At 62.2% G+C, this 16,912-nt stretch carries 15 protein-coding genes; 5 read left to right on the forward strand and 10 right to left on the reverse strand.

The window, feature by feature from the left end:
- Positions 1 to 2 precede the first annotated feature (2 nt).
- The 9 genes from AC1DUR_RS01480 to AC1DUR_RS01520 all read right to left on the reverse strand — a co-directional run bounded on the left by AC1DUR_RS01480 (position 3) and on the right by AC1DUR_RS01520 (position 11,324).
- Positions 3 to 809, reverse strand: a complete 807-nt coding sequence (locus AC1DUR_RS01480; protein WP_477717014.1) for an enoyl-CoA hydratase/isomerase family protein — start codon at positions 807 to 809, stop codon at positions 3 to 5.
- 193 nt (positions 810 to 1,002) lie between these two features.
- Positions 1,003 to 2,001 carry a Bug family tripartite tricarboxylate transporter substrate binding protein gene (locus tag AC1DUR_RS01485; RefSeq protein WP_477717015.1) on the reverse strand — a complete coding sequence of 333 codons (999 nt, stop codon included), beginning with the start codon at positions 1,999 to 2,001 and terminating at the stop codon, positions 1,003 to 1,005.
- A 57-nt stretch (positions 2,002 to 2,058) separates the two neighbouring features.
- The gene (locus AC1DUR_RS01490; RefSeq protein WP_477717016.1) at positions 2,059 to 3,546 is read right to left on the reverse strand and encodes a malonyl-CoA decarboxylase; all 1,488 of its coding nucleotides are present in this window, start codon (positions 3,544 to 3,546) and stop codon (positions 2,059 to 2,061) included.
- Positions 3,543 to 4,211 carry a GntR family transcriptional regulator gene (locus AC1DUR_RS01495; protein WP_477717017.1) on the reverse strand — a complete coding sequence of 223 codons (669 nt, stop codon included), beginning with the start codon at positions 4,209 to 4,211 and terminating at the stop codon, positions 3,543 to 3,545. Before AC1DUR_RS01495 ends, AC1DUR_RS01490 begins: the two co-directional genes overlap by 4 nt.
- A gap of 219 nt (positions 4,212 to 4,430) precedes the next feature.
- Entirely contained in the window at positions 4,431 to 6,923 is a 2,493-nt protein-coding gene (locus AC1DUR_RS01500; protein ID WP_477717018.1) for a patatin-like protein, read from the reverse strand.
- Between the two features lie 159 nt (positions 6,924 to 7,082).
- Entirely contained in the window at positions 7,083 to 7,925 is an 843-nt protein-coding gene (gene lgt, locus AC1DUR_RS01505; RefSeq protein WP_477717019.1) for a prolipoprotein diacylglyceryl transferase, read from the reverse strand.
- 75 nt (positions 7,926 to 8,000) lie between these two features.
- Positions 8,001 to 8,540 (reverse strand): N-acetyltransferase family protein, encoded by a 540-nt coding sequence (locus AC1DUR_RS01510; RefSeq protein ID WP_477717020.1) that lies wholly within the window; start codon positions 8,538 to 8,540, stop codon positions 8,001 to 8,003.
- 1 nt (position 8,541) lies between these two features.
- Positions 8,542 to 9,144 carry a helix-turn-helix domain-containing protein gene (locus AC1DUR_RS01515; protein ID WP_477717021.1) on the reverse strand — a complete coding sequence of 201 codons (603 nt, stop codon included), beginning with the start codon at positions 9,142 to 9,144 and terminating at the stop codon, positions 8,542 to 8,544.
- A gap of 152 nt (positions 9,145 to 9,296) precedes the next feature.
- Complete coding sequence (locus tag AC1DUR_RS01520) at positions 9,297 to 11,324, reverse strand: penicillin-binding protein 1A (RefSeq protein ID WP_477717022.1); 2,028 nt, start codon at positions 11,322 to 11,324, stop codon at positions 9,297 to 9,299.
- A gap of 334 nt (positions 11,325 to 11,658) precedes the next feature.
- Here AC1DUR_RS01520 and AC1DUR_RS01525 point away from each other — a divergent pair, with 334 nt between their 5' ends.
- Complete coding sequence (locus AC1DUR_RS01525) at positions 11,659 to 13,359, forward strand: SpoIIE family protein phosphatase (RefSeq protein WP_477717023.1); 1,701 nt, start codon at positions 11,659 to 11,661, stop codon at positions 13,357 to 13,359.
- 103 nt (positions 13,360 to 13,462) lie between these two features.
- On the opposite strand, the gene AC1DUR_RS01530 is transcribed toward AC1DUR_RS01525, so the two are convergent.
- Positions 13,463 to 14,044, reverse strand: coding sequence for a DUF2889 domain-containing protein (locus AC1DUR_RS01530; protein ID WP_477717024.1), 582 nt, complete (start codon positions 14,042 to 14,044; stop codon positions 13,463 to 13,465).
- A gap of 107 nt (positions 14,045 to 14,151) precedes the next feature.
- Between AC1DUR_RS01530 and AC1DUR_RS01535 the strand changes: the two genes are divergently transcribed.
- From AC1DUR_RS01535 to AC1DUR_RS01550, 4 genes are all read left to right on the forward strand, one after another.
- Entirely contained in the window at positions 14,152 to 14,541 is a 390-nt protein-coding gene (locus AC1DUR_RS01535) for a tautomerase family protein (RefSeq protein WP_477717025.1), read from the forward strand.
- 425 nt (positions 14,542 to 14,966) lie between these two features.
- Complete coding sequence (locus AC1DUR_RS01540) at positions 14,967 to 15,611, forward strand: hypothetical protein (protein WP_477717026.1); 645 nt, start codon at positions 14,967 to 14,969, stop codon at positions 15,609 to 15,611.
- Between the two features lie 3 nt (positions 15,612 to 15,614).
- Positions 15,615 to 16,268: a hypothetical protein gene (locus AC1DUR_RS01545; protein ID WP_477717027.1), complete on the forward strand. Its 654-nt coding sequence runs from the start codon at positions 15,615 to 15,617 to the stop codon at positions 16,266 to 16,268.
- A gap of 12 nt (positions 16,269 to 16,280) precedes the next feature.
- Positions 16,281 to 16,829 (forward strand): hypothetical protein, encoded by a 549-nt coding sequence (locus AC1DUR_RS01550; RefSeq protein WP_477717028.1) that lies wholly within the window; start codon positions 16,281 to 16,283, stop codon positions 16,827 to 16,829.
- The last annotated feature ends 83 nt before the right edge of the window (positions 16,830 to 16,912 follow it).

Genomic DNA, 16,912 nt, shown 5'->3' on the forward strand with positions numbered 1-16,912 from the left:
GTTCAGCAAGCGAATCGGGGCTGGCGCTTTTCAACAAAGGCCATCACGCCCTCGCGGTGTTCGGCCGCGGCCGCGTAAGCATAGGCACTCGCTATTAAATTTGCAGCAACCGATGGATCAGCGGCAGGCACCAACGCCCTGAAAGTCTGCTTGTTCAGACGCGCCGCCTGAGGTGCCAGCTGGCTGATACGAGCCGCATACGCCAGAGCCGCCCGGGCGACTTCACCCGCCGGCACGACCTGGCTGAGGAAACCGCGCTGCTTCATCTCGGCCGCGTCCAGCACGGCTGCCGACAGCAGCATTTCGCGAGCCGTCAGCTCGCCGGCAGCGCGCATCACCAGCGCCGCCTCGCGCGGGGCCATGGGAAAACCCAGTTTGGCAATCGGCGCGCCAAAGCGGGCCGTCTCGCTGGCGATGCGGATGTCGCAGCAACTGGCAATTTCCATTCCGGCCCCCATGCAGTTGCCCTCGATCTGGGCAACGATGGGAATGTCGCAGTCAAGCATGGCACGCAGGCCGCCCCATACGTCGTTTTCATGGAAGTCGCGCAGGCTGGCTTCATCGAACCGGAAATCAGCATATTCAGAGATATCGCCCCCCGCGCAAAAGTGGCCGGCGTCTTCTGAGCTGGCTGGCACACGTTGGCCGCATATCAGCACGCAAGTCACATCATGGCCGCGCTGGAGCTGCTCGAACGCAGCCCGCAACTCGCCCCACATGGCTCGCGACATGGCATTGAGCTTGCCGGGGTGCGACAGGGTCACTGTCGCAACCGGGCCCTGCCTCTCCAGAAAAATGGCGCCGCTCATCGTATGAAAAGTGTGGGAAACATGCAATTTTCCGACGGGCCGCCCCTAGGAAAATTAGCCCCCAAGGGGCTGGAGCCTGCGGCTCCGAACCTGCTTGAGCAGGTTTGGACAGGCGACAGAGGCGAAGCGTCTGGCGAGCCGCGGCCTGCAAGGCCTCGCGCATTACACGAAGTGAAAAGCGTGGGGGTCATACCTATTCGAGCTTGGCGCCCGAGGTTTTCACCACATCCGCCCAACGCTTGATTTCCGAGTGGACAAAAGCACCAAACTGCTGCGGCGTCAGGTTGCCAAACTCCGCACCGTTGCTGGCCCAGATGGCCTTGAGTTCGTCGGTCGCTGCAGCCTTGCGCAGGTCTTCCACGATGCGTGCCTGGATATCGGGAGGCGTCCCTTTCGGCGCCCACATGCCGTACCACGTGGTCACGGTGTAGTCCGGCAGGCCCACCTCGGCGGCGCAGGGAACATCCGGAAAAGCCGGATTGCGCTTGCTGCCCGACACCATCAAGGCCTTGATGCGGCCGCCCTTGATGTGGGCTGCAGACGAACCCAGGCCGTCGAACATCATGTCCACATTGCCGGAAATCAGGTCCTGCAAGGCCGGGCCGGCACCCCGGTAAGGAATGTGCGTGATGAAGGTCTTGGTCTGCTGCTTGAACAGCTCGCCGGCCAGGTGATGGGAGGTGCCGGCGCCGGCGGAGCCGTAGTTGAGCTTGCCGGGATTCTTGCGGGCGTACTCGATGAAGGCCTTGATGTTTTGCGCCTCTGCCCGCTTTGGATTGACCACCACCACCTGCGGCACGTTGGCCATCAGGGCAAGCGGCACAAAATCCTTCTCGAGGTCGTAGTCCAGCTTGGGATACATGGAAGGCGCAATGGTGTGGTGCACTGCGCCCATGAACAGGGTGTAACCATCAGGCTGTGCTTTCGCTGCAATGCTGGCGCCCAGCGTGCCGCCGGCGCCACCGCGGTTGTCGATGATGAGCTGCTTGCCGGTGAGCTTGGAAAACTGACCCGACAGCGGCCGGGCAAACGCATCGGTACCGCCACCGGCCGGGAAAGGCACGATCACCGTGACCGGTTTGGTCGGCCAGCCCGACTGGGCACGGCTGTTGATGGCAAATAAGGCAACGCTGGCAGCCGTGGCGCGCAGCACGTCGCGCCGCGAACCCTTTAGCCCAAGGCTGAATGTCATTTTTTGTCTCCTGTCGTTGTTGAAATCAGAAATCCGGAATCAATGTTAAGTACACATTCAAATATACAAATCTTCCACGTCACCTGATACGGGGATTTTCCCCTGCGCAAGCATGGCGCGGTGCTTGTCCAGGCGCTTGAGATCGTAGAGGTAATTCACCATGAGACCATAGGACTGCTTGAGCCCTTTGGGCGATGGATCACCGGCCCAGTTGAGCCGCTCAACGCGGGCACCGTTGCCGAGGTGAAAGCGCGCTACCGCATCGATCGATTTGCCGTCGTCCAGCGCGCGGCCCAGGTAATGCGCCGCGCAGTGCAGCAGCATCTGGCGTACCGGCGATTTTTCATGCAGAGCCAGTGCGCCCTCTGCAGCGCTGAGAAAATGCCCTGCCCCCGGCGGTTCAAACCCGACAGCACGGCCCAGTGCCACACGCTCCTTCTCGCCCAGACTCTCCAGCATGGCCGCAGCGTTCTTGCCCAGCCAGCTTCTAAAGCCCGGAATCGGCGAGAGCGTGGCAAACGTCCTGAGCCGCGGAAATTCTTCCTTCAGGGTCTCAACGACACGCTTGATCAGCGAGTCCCCAAAGCTCACGCCACGCAGGCCGACCTGCGTGTTGCTGATGGAATAAAAAATCGCCGTGGTTGCCGTGTTCACGTCCACTGCGTCGGCCGACTCGTCAAGCAGCGGCGTGATGCTATGGGCCATCGCATCGACCAGCGCGACTTCCACAAAAATCAACGGATCGTCGGGCAGGCGGGGATGGAAAAAACCGTAGCAACGGCGGTCCGAATCAAGCCGGTTCTTCACATCGGCCCAGCTCTTGATGTCGTGCACCGCCTCGTACTTGATCAGCTTTTCAATCAGGGATGCCGGTGAATCCCAGCTGATGCGGCGCAAGTCCAGGAACCCCACGTCAAACCACGTGGAGAACATGTATTCCATCTCGACGTCCAGGGCGTGCAGGCGCTTGTCGGCCTTCAGGTAGGGCAGCATGTCGGCGCGCAAATCCACCAAAAACCGGATCCCCTCGGGGAACGCGCTGAAACGCTGAAGCAGGCGCCTGCGCGGCGACACCGTGGCACGCCGATAGCGCACCTCGGCCACGGCCTCGTCAGGGGTTCCGACAGCTGCGGCAAACTGGGCTTGCGCGAGTTTGACTTTTTGCCCGTCGGCGACGAACTGCTCGCTCATCAGGAGCCACATGTCGCGCCGCTCATTCAGGGCGGCGCTGGCGTACCACCCCGCAACGCCCTTGGCCCGGCGCCCACCTTCGACCTCGCTGACCTGCGGATCCACAATCGCCTTCAACTCCTCCAGCGTACGGCGCAAGACGCGCGGCGACAGGGCTTCCTCCTTTTGCCGCAGCGTGGCCTTGAGCCGCTCGCGGGTCGAGCGTCCTGCCGGCAAGGCCTCGGCCAAGGTTGCAGCCGCTATCTTTTTAGGAGCAGCCTGCGGGTTAGGTACGGCTACTTCGGGTGCTTTTGATGCTTTTTTCTCGCCCGCAAGACGCGACACACTACGGTTAAGCCAATCTGCCGCGCTCATGAGGCCACCCGCGAACGCTGGTTGCGGGCCAACTCGCGCAAGGCTTCGCGCTGGCGCGTCAAATGGGTGCGCATGGCGGCCTCGGCGCCTTCGCTGTCGCGGCTTTTCAGCGCGGCAAACACGGTCATGTGCTCGGACAGGCTTTGCGCCAGCCGGCCCGGCGCCTGCAGCGACTGCAAGCGTGCCAGCTTCAAAATCTTGCGCAAATCGGCAATCGCCTGCGCCAGCCAGCGGTTGTTGGCCAGCAAAATAATGGCCTCGTGAATCGCGAAGTTCGCCGCGTAATAGTCAGTGATGCGGCCGGCCTGCGCGTGGCTGGCCAGCCGCTCATGCAGCGTCGTGAGTGCCGCCAGATCGGCATCGCTGGCATTGCGCGCCGCCTCATAGGCACAGCGCCCTTCGAGCAGCGCGATCACCGGGAAAATATCGTCCAGATCCTGCTCGGTCACTTCATTGACGAAGCAGCCGCGCCGCGGCTCATGGCGCAGCAACCCTTCGGCGGTCAAGACCTTGAGAGCCTCGCGCAGCGGCGTGCGGGAGATTTCCAGCCGCTCGCACAGGGCAACCTCATCCAGAAAGCTGCCCGGCGCGAACTGGCCCGCAAATATCTGCTCGCGCAAGGTGGCGGCGACCTCCTGGTGCAATGAACTTTGGACAAGACGCATGGCAAGGGTTCCTCTGGGCTGAGTTGATATGAACACTGCAAATCACGGCTGTAATTTCATGTAATTACGCGTAATTATGAACAGGTCGACGCGTGACCGCAAGTCTTGTTTCATCCGGACAAACCCTCACCTCACCTCACTCCGGCGCCAGAAAATAGGATGGGAATGGTCGACAACCGGTGGCGATGGCGCCCATGGATAGCGACCGGGTCAAAGGGATCAAAGGCGAGCAACGGCCTCCCCGAGTTGGGCCAGCAGCTCCGGGACGAACCTGAGCCGCTTGGCCTCCTCCTCAAGCACCTTCCCGAACGCACGTTTTTTCAGGGCGGCGATATCGAAATCGCCGCGCCTGTTCGCCGGAACCGTGCCGTCCAGAATATCGAAGAGCCGGTCCACCGCATGGAGCCGGCCCCACAAATAGTCATTTTCACGGATCGACCGGCTGAGAAAACCGCCAAAGCCGGCGAATGACCCGCCTTGCAGAACACTCTTCTGATCATGGAGCCCGAAGGTGGTCGAATCTTCGGGGCTGATGCGGTCGATCAGAATCTCGTCGATCGGGCCCGCATCCAGTGACAGGGCACTGGCCGTTGGGCGCAGGATGATGTCCCAGTAAAGGTAGCCAAGATAGCCGGTGAGTATGGCAACACGCCACCGCTCAGCCATACGCAGGAGCAAGGGAGATGCCAGCACGGCATCCGTATTGTCCATTGTCCGCTCCATGTCGCACTCCTGGCCCAGCCTTTCAACCAGCTTTGAGATTTCATCAAGGTCTTCTTTGCCAAGAAAATCAACCGCGCCAGAATCAATGTTCAATTTTTCATGGGCAAACCTGCCGACGAACAACCTTCGGCACATGGAAACGGCCTGGCGACTCAAAAAATTCATGTCGTCATAAACCGACAACTCGTCAATGCATTTTTGTACTTTTATTTTCAACAGATCGAGCGACTGCGGATCGGTCGCACCGGAGCCATCCGCTGCAATGTTTTGGTAGAGGTCGTTGATTTCATGCAAGACAAAATTCAATCGCCTTTTTTTGTAGATGACACCAAAATTCCCGATGATTTTTCCGAAGCTCGGCAACTCGGAATACTCATGAACATGTTCCGGCATGGAGTAGGAAGCGGCGATGACCCCCTGATTTCTGGCCCACTCCTCGACAATCTCCTGGATCTGGCGCGCGTCCCGCGAATCGGCAGCGTACTGACAGGCGCTGACAATGAGCTGAACGAGAAAGTCCAGCCCCTCAAGGACCAGAGAACGCACCCAGGCGTCATAGACAATCGCTGTACCGGACAGGAGGTTCATGGATGAGAGCCGCCAGTGCCGCAAATCATCGGCCGTGAAGTTGCCTTTGAGACCGCCCGCGGTCATCTGCTCGATCATCCTCGCGACATGGGAGCGCGCGTCCAGGATGGCAGCCTTCAAGCGCCGGGCCTGCCGGTTGTACCGGCTGATCACGGCCAGTTCGTTGTAAACGGGATCGTGACGAGGCAGGTCCGAGAGCGCCGCGCGCAACGTGGCGAAAAAACCCGGAACGCCATTGCCGGACGCCGCTTTCTCGCGCCTGATGTGAGGGTCTATGAAGACGAGGCGGCGATCCACTTCACGGAAAGCGCCATGGGTGCGGATGGCCTCCACACAGGCCATGATGGGCTTGTTGTCGAGAACGCTGCCATCGACCAGTACCGCGTCTTCGGGATTTTCTCCCTGCTCAAGGTACCTGCGGAAATTGCGCGCCAGGAAGTGCGTGCGCGCCGGCCACGGCCTGCGGCGTTCTGCCAGAATGTCGTCGATCTCGCGGATCTGCGCTGGCGGAAAGGCCCCGGGGTACGAAGCCGACGCCCGGGCGGCAAAGGCAAGAGACGGGAGATTATCAACATCGAAATCGCTCTGCAGATGGCCGGTTCTGCGATGGTCCAGGCTGAAGCGAAGAACGTGGCGATGCTCCCTTTCATGCGCAACCGGCGGATCATGGATGAAGATGGGCCGGTCCAGCCCTCTGAAATCGGTCACGGTGACCAGAAGGTCAAGCCTGGCTCCCGTGGGCAACAGCGACTCCGAAGCCGAGCCGGTTTTCCCCATCGCCACCAGGCCATCCAGCATCAGCGCGGTCATGCGGCGACCGTCAAGCGGAGGCTTGAACCAGCGAGAGCGCAGGAAAATCGAGACCCGCTCCTTCATTTCAGCGTCGGCCTTCCCGGGTAGCAAGCCCTCGCGGTCGAGCCGGGTAAGCAGGGGACGCATGAGCGGCCAAAAATACCACTTACTCCAGAGTCGCGCCCTGGCCTCAGGCGCCAACAGATTGAGCATGTCGGCATCGGTCAGCCACATGTCCGTGATAGGCGCCAGACTCAGGTCATGGGCCAGCGCCGTAGCCAGGGCCACGCCGTTGATGCCTCCCGCGGAGGCTCCCGCTATGACGTCGACGATGACCCGAAGATCAATCTCCCGCCCAAGGGTTTCCAGAAATTCAAGGTAAATGTCTCCGGTCGAGCTTTCCGGCTCATCAGGGTAATAGTCGTGAAAGCCAGACGCTGCAGACGCTGCAGATGCTGATGTCTCGTCGCTTTCATAGGATTTATCCCTGTGGCAGATTTTTGACGCTCTGACCAGATTGAGGATTTCGCGATTAATACCGTGCTGGTAAATCGCCAGCGATACGCCGCCGAAGAAAACGACGGCCAACCGAAGTTCTTTTTCTTTCATCGCTGCGCTCGCTTTCAGCCCCCTGGCAACGGGCGGCGAAATCGGTACCCCGCATATCAGTCTGCCCCCCTGCGACCCAAAAAGCAACAGCCGGCGCAAACCGGCTGACCGGTCGCGCCGGCCTTCTCGCGCGAGGCGGGAGACTAGGGCCCGTTCACCCTACTCAGGCCACTCAGACCGTGCCGCCGGCGCCGAAGCAGCCCGCTGCGAAGCCCACCACCACAGCCAGGCGCCAGCAGCGATCATGGGCACACAAAGCCACTGGCCCATGCTCATGCCGAGGGCCAGAATGCCGAGAAAGTCGTCCGGCTCGCGGAAAAACTCGGCGATAAAGCGGAACACGCCATAGCCCACCAGGAAGGCCCCGGAGACCTGCCCCATCTTGCGCGGTTTGCGCGCATACAGCCACAGCAGCACAAACAGCAACAGCCCTTCCAGCAGGAACTGGTAGACCTGCGACGGGTGGCGCGGCAGCATGGAGCCGCTATTCCTGAACACCATGCCCCACGGTAAATCAGGCGAGCTGAAACGCCCCCACAACTCGCCATTGATGAAGTTACCCACCCTCCCCGCCGCCAGCCCCGTGGGCACGCAGGGCGCTACGAAGTCCATGACCTGCAGCCAGGGCCGCTGGCGCGTGCGCGCAAACCAGAGCTGCGACACCAGCACGCCCAGCATGCCGCCATGAAAGCTCATGCCGCCCTGCCAGACCGCCAGAATTTCGAGCGGGTGCGCCAGGTAGTAGCCCGGCTTGTAGAAAAGACAGTAGCCCAGGCGCCCCCCGACGACGACACCCATGACGCCCAGGAACAGGATGTCTTCGATGTCCTTGCGCGACCAGGCGCCGGGGCCGGTGATGGAGGCATAGGGTTCATGCCGGAGACGCCGGGTCGCCAGGAAAAAAAACAGGCCAAAAGCCGCCAGGTAAGTCAGGCCATACCAGTGAATCGCCAGTGGGCCGAGTTGCAGGGCAACGGGATTGATTTGAGGGTGAATCAGCATGGGTTGCCATTGTGCACGCAAGCAGGCTGCAAGTCGGGCATGTCGGGCAAGCGGGTGATTGGCACCAGCCGAGGCTCAGCTGTCCAACACCCGATAGAAGTAGGTGGTGTCGCACAGCCCCCCGTGCGGCAGCAGCGCGTAGCCGGGAATCACGCCGCAACGCTGCCAGCCGAGCCGGGCATAAAGCCGCTCGGCATCGCCGCTCGCGGTGTCGAGCACCAGCAGTGACTTGCCGCACTCGCGCCCCAGTTGCTCGGCCGCTTGCATCAACAGCGCACCCAGCCCCTGGCGCCGGGCCCGGCGGTACACCAGCATCTTCGACACATCAGCGCGGTGCGGTTGATTTTCGGGTTGGTCCAGCACCAGTTGCACAGTCCCCACGATGCCGTCGGCATCTTCGGCCACCAACAGGCCGCGTTCGCCCTGCGCTACGCCATCCGCCACGCGGCGCCAGAACGCCAGCGCCTTGGGCATGGACAAGGGGAGCATGTAGCTCACCGATGCGCCACCGTCGACACAGTCGATCAGCAGTTCGGCCAGCGCCTGCACCTGTGCGTCGGTCACGGCCAACAGCCGGCGAATGCGGGGGGTGGGGACTGGGGTGTTCATTGACATGTCATTTCCAGAAGGCGGCAACGGATGAAGGCAAAGTGGTGATCACGACGGCATAGCGCGCGGTCTTGCGAGTGGGGTTGTGGTAGCTCACAGGGCGGTCCAGCACCAGCGCCAGGCAGTCGCCGGTGCCAAGCCGATGCTGGTCGTCACCCACAGTGACTTCGATGGAGCCCTCGAGCACCCACACCTGCTGGTGAATCTGTGGCTCCCGGGCGCCGGTTTCGTAGGCCACACGCGCTTTGGCGGGAAACGACACCTCAACGATCTGGATGGGCGAGGCAACGCCGCTGGGAGATACGTTTCTTCGTACATAGCCGGAATGGGGATCCCGCCACGACAGCTGGTCGGCCAAACGCGCCACGGGATCTTGGGTGGGCTGGGGTGCCTCGAACAGTGATGCCAGCGGAACGTTCAGACCCGTCGCCAGTTTCTCAAGCAGCACGGCGGTTGGACTGCTTTCGCCCCGCTCAATCAGCGAGATCATGGAGCGGCTAACCCCACAGTGCGTGGCCAGGGCATCAAGCGAGAGGCTGCGAGCTGCCCGCAAATCCCGCACGCGCTGCGCAATGCGGTCGTTCAAGCTGGCTGACTTTTGTTCTTTCATGATGGAATTATTTTCCATCATATTGGATTTCAGGTCAACCGAATCGAACTACTGCTTCACTGCGCAATAACGCGGCGTTGTTCGTTGTTGAGTGTGCAGTTCGAAGGCGTTGCTTACTTGTTAGCCAGCTACATTTTTGGTAGCAATTTTGGTCAATTCCCCTGCAACTGCCGGAAAATCCTGCCAAACAAGCCATTCATGATCTCCACGATCGGCGCCTGCGCCGGCGGAGCGGGCCGCGGGCGCGGAATGTCGAATTCGGCGTTCTGGTCTAGCCAGCGGTTGCGAAACCCTTGCTGAAAAACTTCGCCCACCATGGGCAGCGCGCTGCGGGCGCCCTGCCCCCAGGCGCCCATCGTCACGCTGTTGTCGTTAAAGCCGACCCGGGCGCCCGCCACCAGTTGCGGGTTCATCATGATGAACCAGCCGTCGGTGTTGTCTTGCGTGGTGCCGGTCTTGCCGGCCACGTCGGCCTGGATGCCATAGCGCTGGCGAATGGCCACGCCCGTGCCCTCGTCAATCACTCCCCGCATGGCGTTCACCAGGGTCAGCGCCTGCGCACGCGGCATGGCCAACTCGCGCTCCCTGACGGGCTCGAACTGTTCGAGTAGCCGGCCGTTGCGGTCTTCCACCCGCAGCACCAGCACCGGCGACATGTAGCTGCCGCCATTGGCAATGGTGCCGTAGGCGGTAACCATCTCCAGCAGCGTGACGGGGCTGGTGCCCAGCGCGAGTGACGGCACCAGGTCCAGCTTGCTCTGCCGCACCCCCATGGCCTGCGCCAGCGCCCCTACTTTGGCGGGCCCCACTTTCTGCATCAGCTGGGCCGTGATGGTGTTTTTGGAATACACCAGCCCGTCGCGCAGGGTGGTGGGCAGGCCGGTGGGCGGCGTCGCATCGCTGGGCGTCCACACCTCGCCGCCTTGCTGCGAGATGGCCACAGGCTGGTCAATCAGGGTGTCCAGCGGGTCCAGCCCCAGCATGAAGGCCGCGCCATAGACAAAGGGCTTGAAGGTCGAGCCCGGCTGGCGCCGCGCCTGGCTCACATGGTCAAACTGCTCCTGCGCAAAGTCGCGGCTGCCCACCCAGGCCCGCACGGCGCCGTTGCGCGGGTCGAGCGCGAGGAAGCCGGCCTGCAGCACGGGACGCTCCTGCCCCGCCTTGCGCCGGCCGTCTGCCAGCGTTTGCAGTTGCGCCATCTGCCGCGCCACCGCCTGGTTGGCCGCCTTCTGGATCTTGGCGTCAAGCGTGGTGCGCACCCGCAGGCCGTCTGCATGAATGTCGAAACCCCTGTGGTCGGCCCAGGCAATCAGCCATTTGCGCAAATGCTGGGCCACGTGCGGCGCCGGGCCCAGCGCCTCGGTCTGCCGCTCAAAGTCCAGCCGCAGCGGCCGCCTGGCCAGCGCTTCAACCCGGGCCGGGTCGAGCTTGCCGTGTTTGGCCATCTGCGCCAGCACCAGGTTGCGGCGCTGCACGGCGCGCTCCGGATTCAACACCGGGTTGTAGTAACTCGTGCCCTTGAGCATGCCGATCAGCGTCGCGCTCTCCAGCACGTCGAGCTTGTCGGCCGACTTGTCGAAATAAGTGCGCGCGGCCATTTCGATGCCGAAGGCGTTGTAGAGAAATGGCACGGTGTTGAGATAGGTCTCGAGGATCTCGCGCTTGGAATACACCGCCTCGATCTTCAGCGCGGTGATCGCCTCCTTGACCTTGCGCGTGATGCTGGCGGCGCGGCCGATTTCTTCAGGGTAAAGGTTGCGCGCCAGCTGCTGCGTGATGGTCGAGCCACCCTGCAGGTTGCCCGACAAAGTGCTGAGCACCGCCCCAGCCGTGCGGCGAAAGTCAATGCCGTGGTGCTCATAAAAGCGGTGGTCTTCGGTGGCGATCAAGGCGTTCACCACATAGGGCGAAATCTTGTCCAGGGTGACCCACTGCCGGTTGATGCGTTTGTATTCGGCCAGCACCGTGCCGTCAGATGCCAGCAGCACCGAGGGAGCTTCAGACTTGGCCTTGCGCAGGTCGCCAATGCCGGGCGTGAACGGAATCAACACCAGCACGTACAGCAGCATGAGTACGGGCAGCACCAAAGCCGCCCGCACGGGATGCCGCCTGACGGCACCCATCAGGCGGCGGGCCTGTTCAGTGGCGAAAGTGGCTGCGCGGTGGAGGGCCGGGGTCATGGACCAAGTTTAAGGTGACAGTCAACCCAGTTTGTAACTTTGCCGACCCTCCGGGGTTACATCTGGCTGCAGTCTCGTGGGATGGTCGCCATAAGCTACTTTTAATAGCGAGAAGAACTCACCGGCGCATCAATCTGCAGTTGCCGCCAGGCAGTGCAGAGACAATAATACGGCGCGGGACCTCCAATCCCAATACGGCAGCGGCAACTCGATCAACGAGGAGGAAACCGATGATGCGTATAGAAGAAAAAGAAGAACAACAGGGCGCCGCACGGCATGTGCGACACACGGCCTGCGCCCCCTACCCCCGTTACCCCCGTTATCCCCGTATCCCATGACTCCCGACGCCGCCCCCCTCGCGCTGGTGGTGGACGACCTGCCGGTGACCCGCCTCCTGATGAAGCGGGCGCTGGAGCGCCTCGGCTGCGCTCCGGTACTGGAGGCCGCCGACGGGATCGCGGCGCAAGCGATTTTGCGCGAGCACCCGGATGTTGCGCTGGTTCTGACGGACATCATGATGCCCAGGATGAACGGGCTGGAGCTGCTGCGCTGGGGGCGCGAGGCGGCGCCGGGCACCATCTGGATCGTCCTCTCCGGGCTGGACACCTTCGACTCGGCGGTGGCGGCGATCCGGCTCGGGGCGTTCGACTTCCTGGCGAAGCCGCCGCGGATGGAAGAGCTGGAGGTCTCGGTGCGCAACGCGCTGGAGCGGCGGCGGCTGCTGGCGGAGCAGGCGCGGCTGCACGCGGAGCTGCAGCGAAAGGTGCAAGAGCTGGAGGAAAAGTCGGAGCTGCTGCGGCGCGACCTGGAGCGGGCGGAGGTGATCCAGCGTGCGCTTCTGCCGGGCAGCCCGCCGCTGGTGGAGAGCTACTGCGTCCAGGCAGTCTACCGGCCGGGACAGCACGTGGGCGGCGACCTCTATGACGTGGTCCGTCTCGGCGAGCGGCACCTGGCCTTCTACCTGGCGGACGCCACCGGTCACGGCGTCACCTCGGCGATGCTCTCGGTGCTGTTCAAGCAGCGGCTGGTACTGGTGGACCCGGAAACGGGCCGCGCACTGGCGCCGGCGGCGGTGCTGGACGCGGTGAACCGCGCGCTCTGCCAGTCGATCGAGGCGCCGGGGCTCTTTGTGACCGCCGTCTTTGGCCTGCTCGACACGGTGGAGGGTAGCGTGACGCTGGCCTCCGCGGGGCACCCGCCCGTGCTGCACGTGCGCGAGGGCCGGGAGACGCGCCTGATCCGGCGCACGGGGCCGGCGCTGGGGCTGGCGCTGGATGCGCGCTTCCAGGAGGAGCGGCTCCAGCTGGCGCCGGGCGATCGAATGCTCCTCTACACCGATGGGCTCCTCCCGTCGGGGACGGAGCAGGAGCTGGAACGGCTCAAGCGGGTGCTCTCCATGCCGCTCTCCGGCGCGCAGGAGATGCTGGGAGAGCTGCGCGGTGGCGCCGCCGCGGACCCGGACCCGGACGACGTGACCCTCCTCCTGATCGACGCGCACGCCGGCCTCTCCTCGTTCGACAACGGCGCCGCGAGCCCCAACCTGGCCGGCTCGGGCGCGGCGCGGCCGGGCGGCGAGGTCGTCTTCTACGGGGAGACGGAGGACGCCGTGCACCTCGCGCTGCGCGGCCGGGCCACCTGGATGCACTGCGACGCCTTCTACGAAACCGCGCGTGCCGTACTGGAGGAGGGGCGGCCGCTGGTGCTGGACCTCTCCGGCTGCGACTACCTGGACAGCACCTGCCTCGGCACGGTGCACGAGTTGGTCGGCCGGGGCCGCGTGGTGCTCGCGGGGGTGACGCCTGCGGTGCGCGCGCTCTTCGAAGAGCTGAGCATGGATAGGGTGCTGGCCGGCATCCGCGAGGACATTACCGCCGTGCCCGAGCTCTACGCGCTGAGCACCCGGCACGACGACCCGGCGGCGTGGCGTGAGCGGATTCTGCACGCGCACGAGGCGCTCTCGGGGCTGAGCGAGCACAACCGCGAGGAGTTCCGGGGGGTGGTCGAGTCGCTGCGCGGGGAATTGGGCGGCGGATGATCGCCTACGCAGATCCCCGCCTGGTCCGCGCGCCGATGAACCCGCTCCTCAAGCAAGGTGCGGCCGGCACCGCGACTTCAACAAAACCCGAGCCGGCGGCCCCTCAGCCCTGCCGCTTCAGCGGCTGCCAGCCCGCGAACTTGGGGTAGTGCCGCTGCACCACCGGGCCGTCGAAATCCCAGGCGATGCATTTGCCCAGGTGGTAAGGCGGCGCAGCGTTTTCAGGCTCGGGCAGGCCGGCTTGCCTGCGCAGGCGGTCGCGGTAAGCGGGAATGGTCTGGTAGGCCGCGGTCGCCATGTTGAACAGCAACTCGCGCAGGTGCGTGCAACCCTTGATGCCGCCCAGCGCCCGCTCGATGGCCTGGCGCCAGCCCGGCCCCATGGTCACACCCACCATCTGCTGCATCGGGTCATTGCCCTGCTGGCATTCGCCAAAGGGCGTGTGGTCCATCGAACTGGCGATCTCGCGGATCGTCAGGGTGTCATCCACCGTCGCCCTAATCGCCATGCCGTGAAGTGGCGTGCCCGGCGGCAGTTCGCCCTGTTCAAAGCGGTCCAGCGCATAGGTCTTGGTGTCGGTCAATTCAGCCTCGATGTCCCACAGGCCGTCCTCGCGGTGATAGCCGCGAAAGACGACGGCGCGCGTGTGCAGGTGGGATCGGGCTTGGGGTGCGGGGAGTGGCATAAGAGACTTCGTTGGACGGGAAAGTATGATTTTCCCAGAATGCCCGCACTGGTGCAGCCAGCCGCCAGGTTCCCGGGCTGATCGATCAGTGAGAGAGGAAAACCGCCATGCCTTACCTGCAACTTGACGTCAACGGCCGTTACCCCGTGGACCAGAAGAAGGCCCTGGCCCGCAAGCTGTGCGACAGCTACGCCGCCATGATGAAGGTGGACATCCGCCGCATCAGCATTGCCATCCGCGAATGCGGCGACGGCGGCGTGTGGCGCACCATCGACGGCGAGCCCACGCCGGTCTCGGTGCTGATGTGCGACATCCGCAAGGGCCGCCCGCCCGAGTTGCGGATGGAGCTGGCCAAGCAGCTGATCAACGACTGCGTCGAAGTACTGGGCCTGCGCGAAGACCGGCTGAACGTGGAGTTCACCCAGCACACGGGCGACGAGATGTACCACCCGACGCTGGGCGGCTACAGCCCGGAGTGGTCGGCGGACGAGGGATAGTGCGTTTCGATACAAGCTGCACCGAGCGGGGTGGGTCTGGCCTTCGTTTTCCTGTGGTTCTGTTCGCCCTGACACTGGCGGTAAGCCCGGCGCACATCTACATGCTGCTGCAGCCCGGGGGGTTTCCTTCTGTGCCGTACTGGCGCTGGTATTACGGCTGCCAGTAGAGGTGGCGTTGCTGACGCTGATTGCATGAAAAACTTACACGGCTCGGCTATTGGAGATCAATTGGAATTTGACCCCGAATACTTAGGTTTCAACGATCACTGGAGTCGGTGAGGTAGCGGTAAAACCGGCAGTGAGGGCGTTGTCCCCCGATCGAGGGATGGGCCTGCTGGCAAATTTCTTCTAGACTCACCTAATCGCGACTGCCAGGGATCAGGCTGTGCTCCCACCACCTGGAGCGCGAACGCGGAGTCATATCAATGAGAAGGCCACCGTACTTAAACCACATATCCATGCAGCATGGGGGGAAAGGTATCCCCTATGGAGGTTCTGGTATTCTGCGAGAGGACGGAGACGCAAACTATGGCTTCAAAGACCTAAAGTCGAAGCCCGAGCTGCTAGTCTCAATTCCAGAACTCTCACGCGACCGCGCACTGATGGACTTAGTCTGCGCGATCAACCTCGAGGAAACTGGCCTATTCTCCGTTGGCTGTGTAAGCGATCAGACAAAAGATGAGAGCGGCTTTCGCGATTCGGGCTATGTTGAGATTTGCATCAACTCAGCGTCCGCAATCTCTGATGCTCGTTCGTATTTCACACTTTGGTTCCACTTCGAGAACCTGCTTCACCAAAGCGCATTCAATGCGCGAGTGGCGTTTGACTGGGAACTCGAACTGGCTACGTTCTATGAGATCGACGTGACTGGCTTCACCTGTTCGATCTTTGTCAATACGGACTACTCGAAGACCAAGGAAGAGGCCGATGCCAATTGGTCCGCCGCTTTAGCGATCTTGGCAAAGTTCTTGAGTAGCGTCCCGCAAGCACGCACAGATCAGCTCTTTAGGCCACCTAGCCCGTCGCAGCGGGGCGCAGATCCATTGAAGTCGCCCCCACCCCTTAATTGAGAGATGGCATTCATGAACGCCGCTGAAACTGTCCTTGCCGCCCTGGGCGGGGCCACCATCTTGGTCGGTGCTGCGGCTTGGCTGGCCCGATCGCTGATTGGTCAACTCTTGTCGAGGGATCTGGAGAGCTTTAAGTCTGAGCTCTCCTCAGCTACCGCCGTCTCCGTTGAGAGAACGAAACACGAGCTGCAGCTCGCCGCACAAGAGCGAAACCTCTTGCTGACGAAGCTGCATGAAAAACGGGCGCAGGTGATTGCGGAACTGTATGGGCTTCTGGTGGAGGCACAGTGGGCCGCGCAGGACTTCGCATCTCCTATGGAATGGGCAGGCGAGCCGAACAAGCGCGAAAAGTACGCTACTGCTCTGACCAGGGCTACCGACTTCTATCGATTTTTTGATAAGAATCGGATATACCTGCCGAAGGATTTGTGCTCGAATCTCGACGAGTTCCTGAGGGCGATGCGATCGAAGGTTATTGGGTTCGGCGTTTACCTATCGCGAGAGGAAGAGCACATGGCCGACGCCGCTATAGAGAAGAAGCACGACGCTTGGGGCAAAGCATCCACCTACTTCGACGAAGAAGCGCCAAAGACACGTGAGGCGCTTGAAGCAGCACTCCGCCATCTCATTGGCGTTGTGGAGCGCGGTAACACGTAAGGCTGGTAAGCAATGAACTCCGACGAACTCACAGTCCGGCACTACCTGAAGTCTCGCTTCGAGACAACGTTTGAAGAAAGAGTGCAACGTGCGCTTGAAGTCCGTCAGCAATCCATCGTTCCTCATCATCACTTCACTTGGGCGTCAACCGAGTGCATCTATCTTTACCGGGACGGCTACTTCATGGCTACTGCGATGGCAACGCAAGCGCTGAATGAAGGGCTCATTCGCTTCATCACTGAACGAAACGGTATCCCTCCGAATCAAGAGCCCGGTGTGCTCGTCGATCTATTCGCTAGCAAGAACATCATTTCGACTGCTTGCGCCGACGCTATGCGCCGCATTCTGCGAAGCTTTCGCAACGACTTCCACCACCTCAACCCGTCCATTTCGAAGGTTCCAGTCCAAGCGATTGCGAAGCGCAATATCGAAGACATTGCCTCCATTGAAAAAGAGATATTTGAGCACTCTTACCAAGACGGGAAGATCAACCCTAGGCACGAGAAATACTGGGACGTCACGCCTCAAGGCACGATGCTGGTTAACTTACGCCCTGGATGACATGACGCCCAACCCATCAATCCACCGGAGCTGCGCAAGAAGCCGCGCAGCCCGGTGATTTCAGACGTTGAACGACTGCTACC

This window comes from Polaromonas sp. P4_F4, assembly GCF_056401355.1.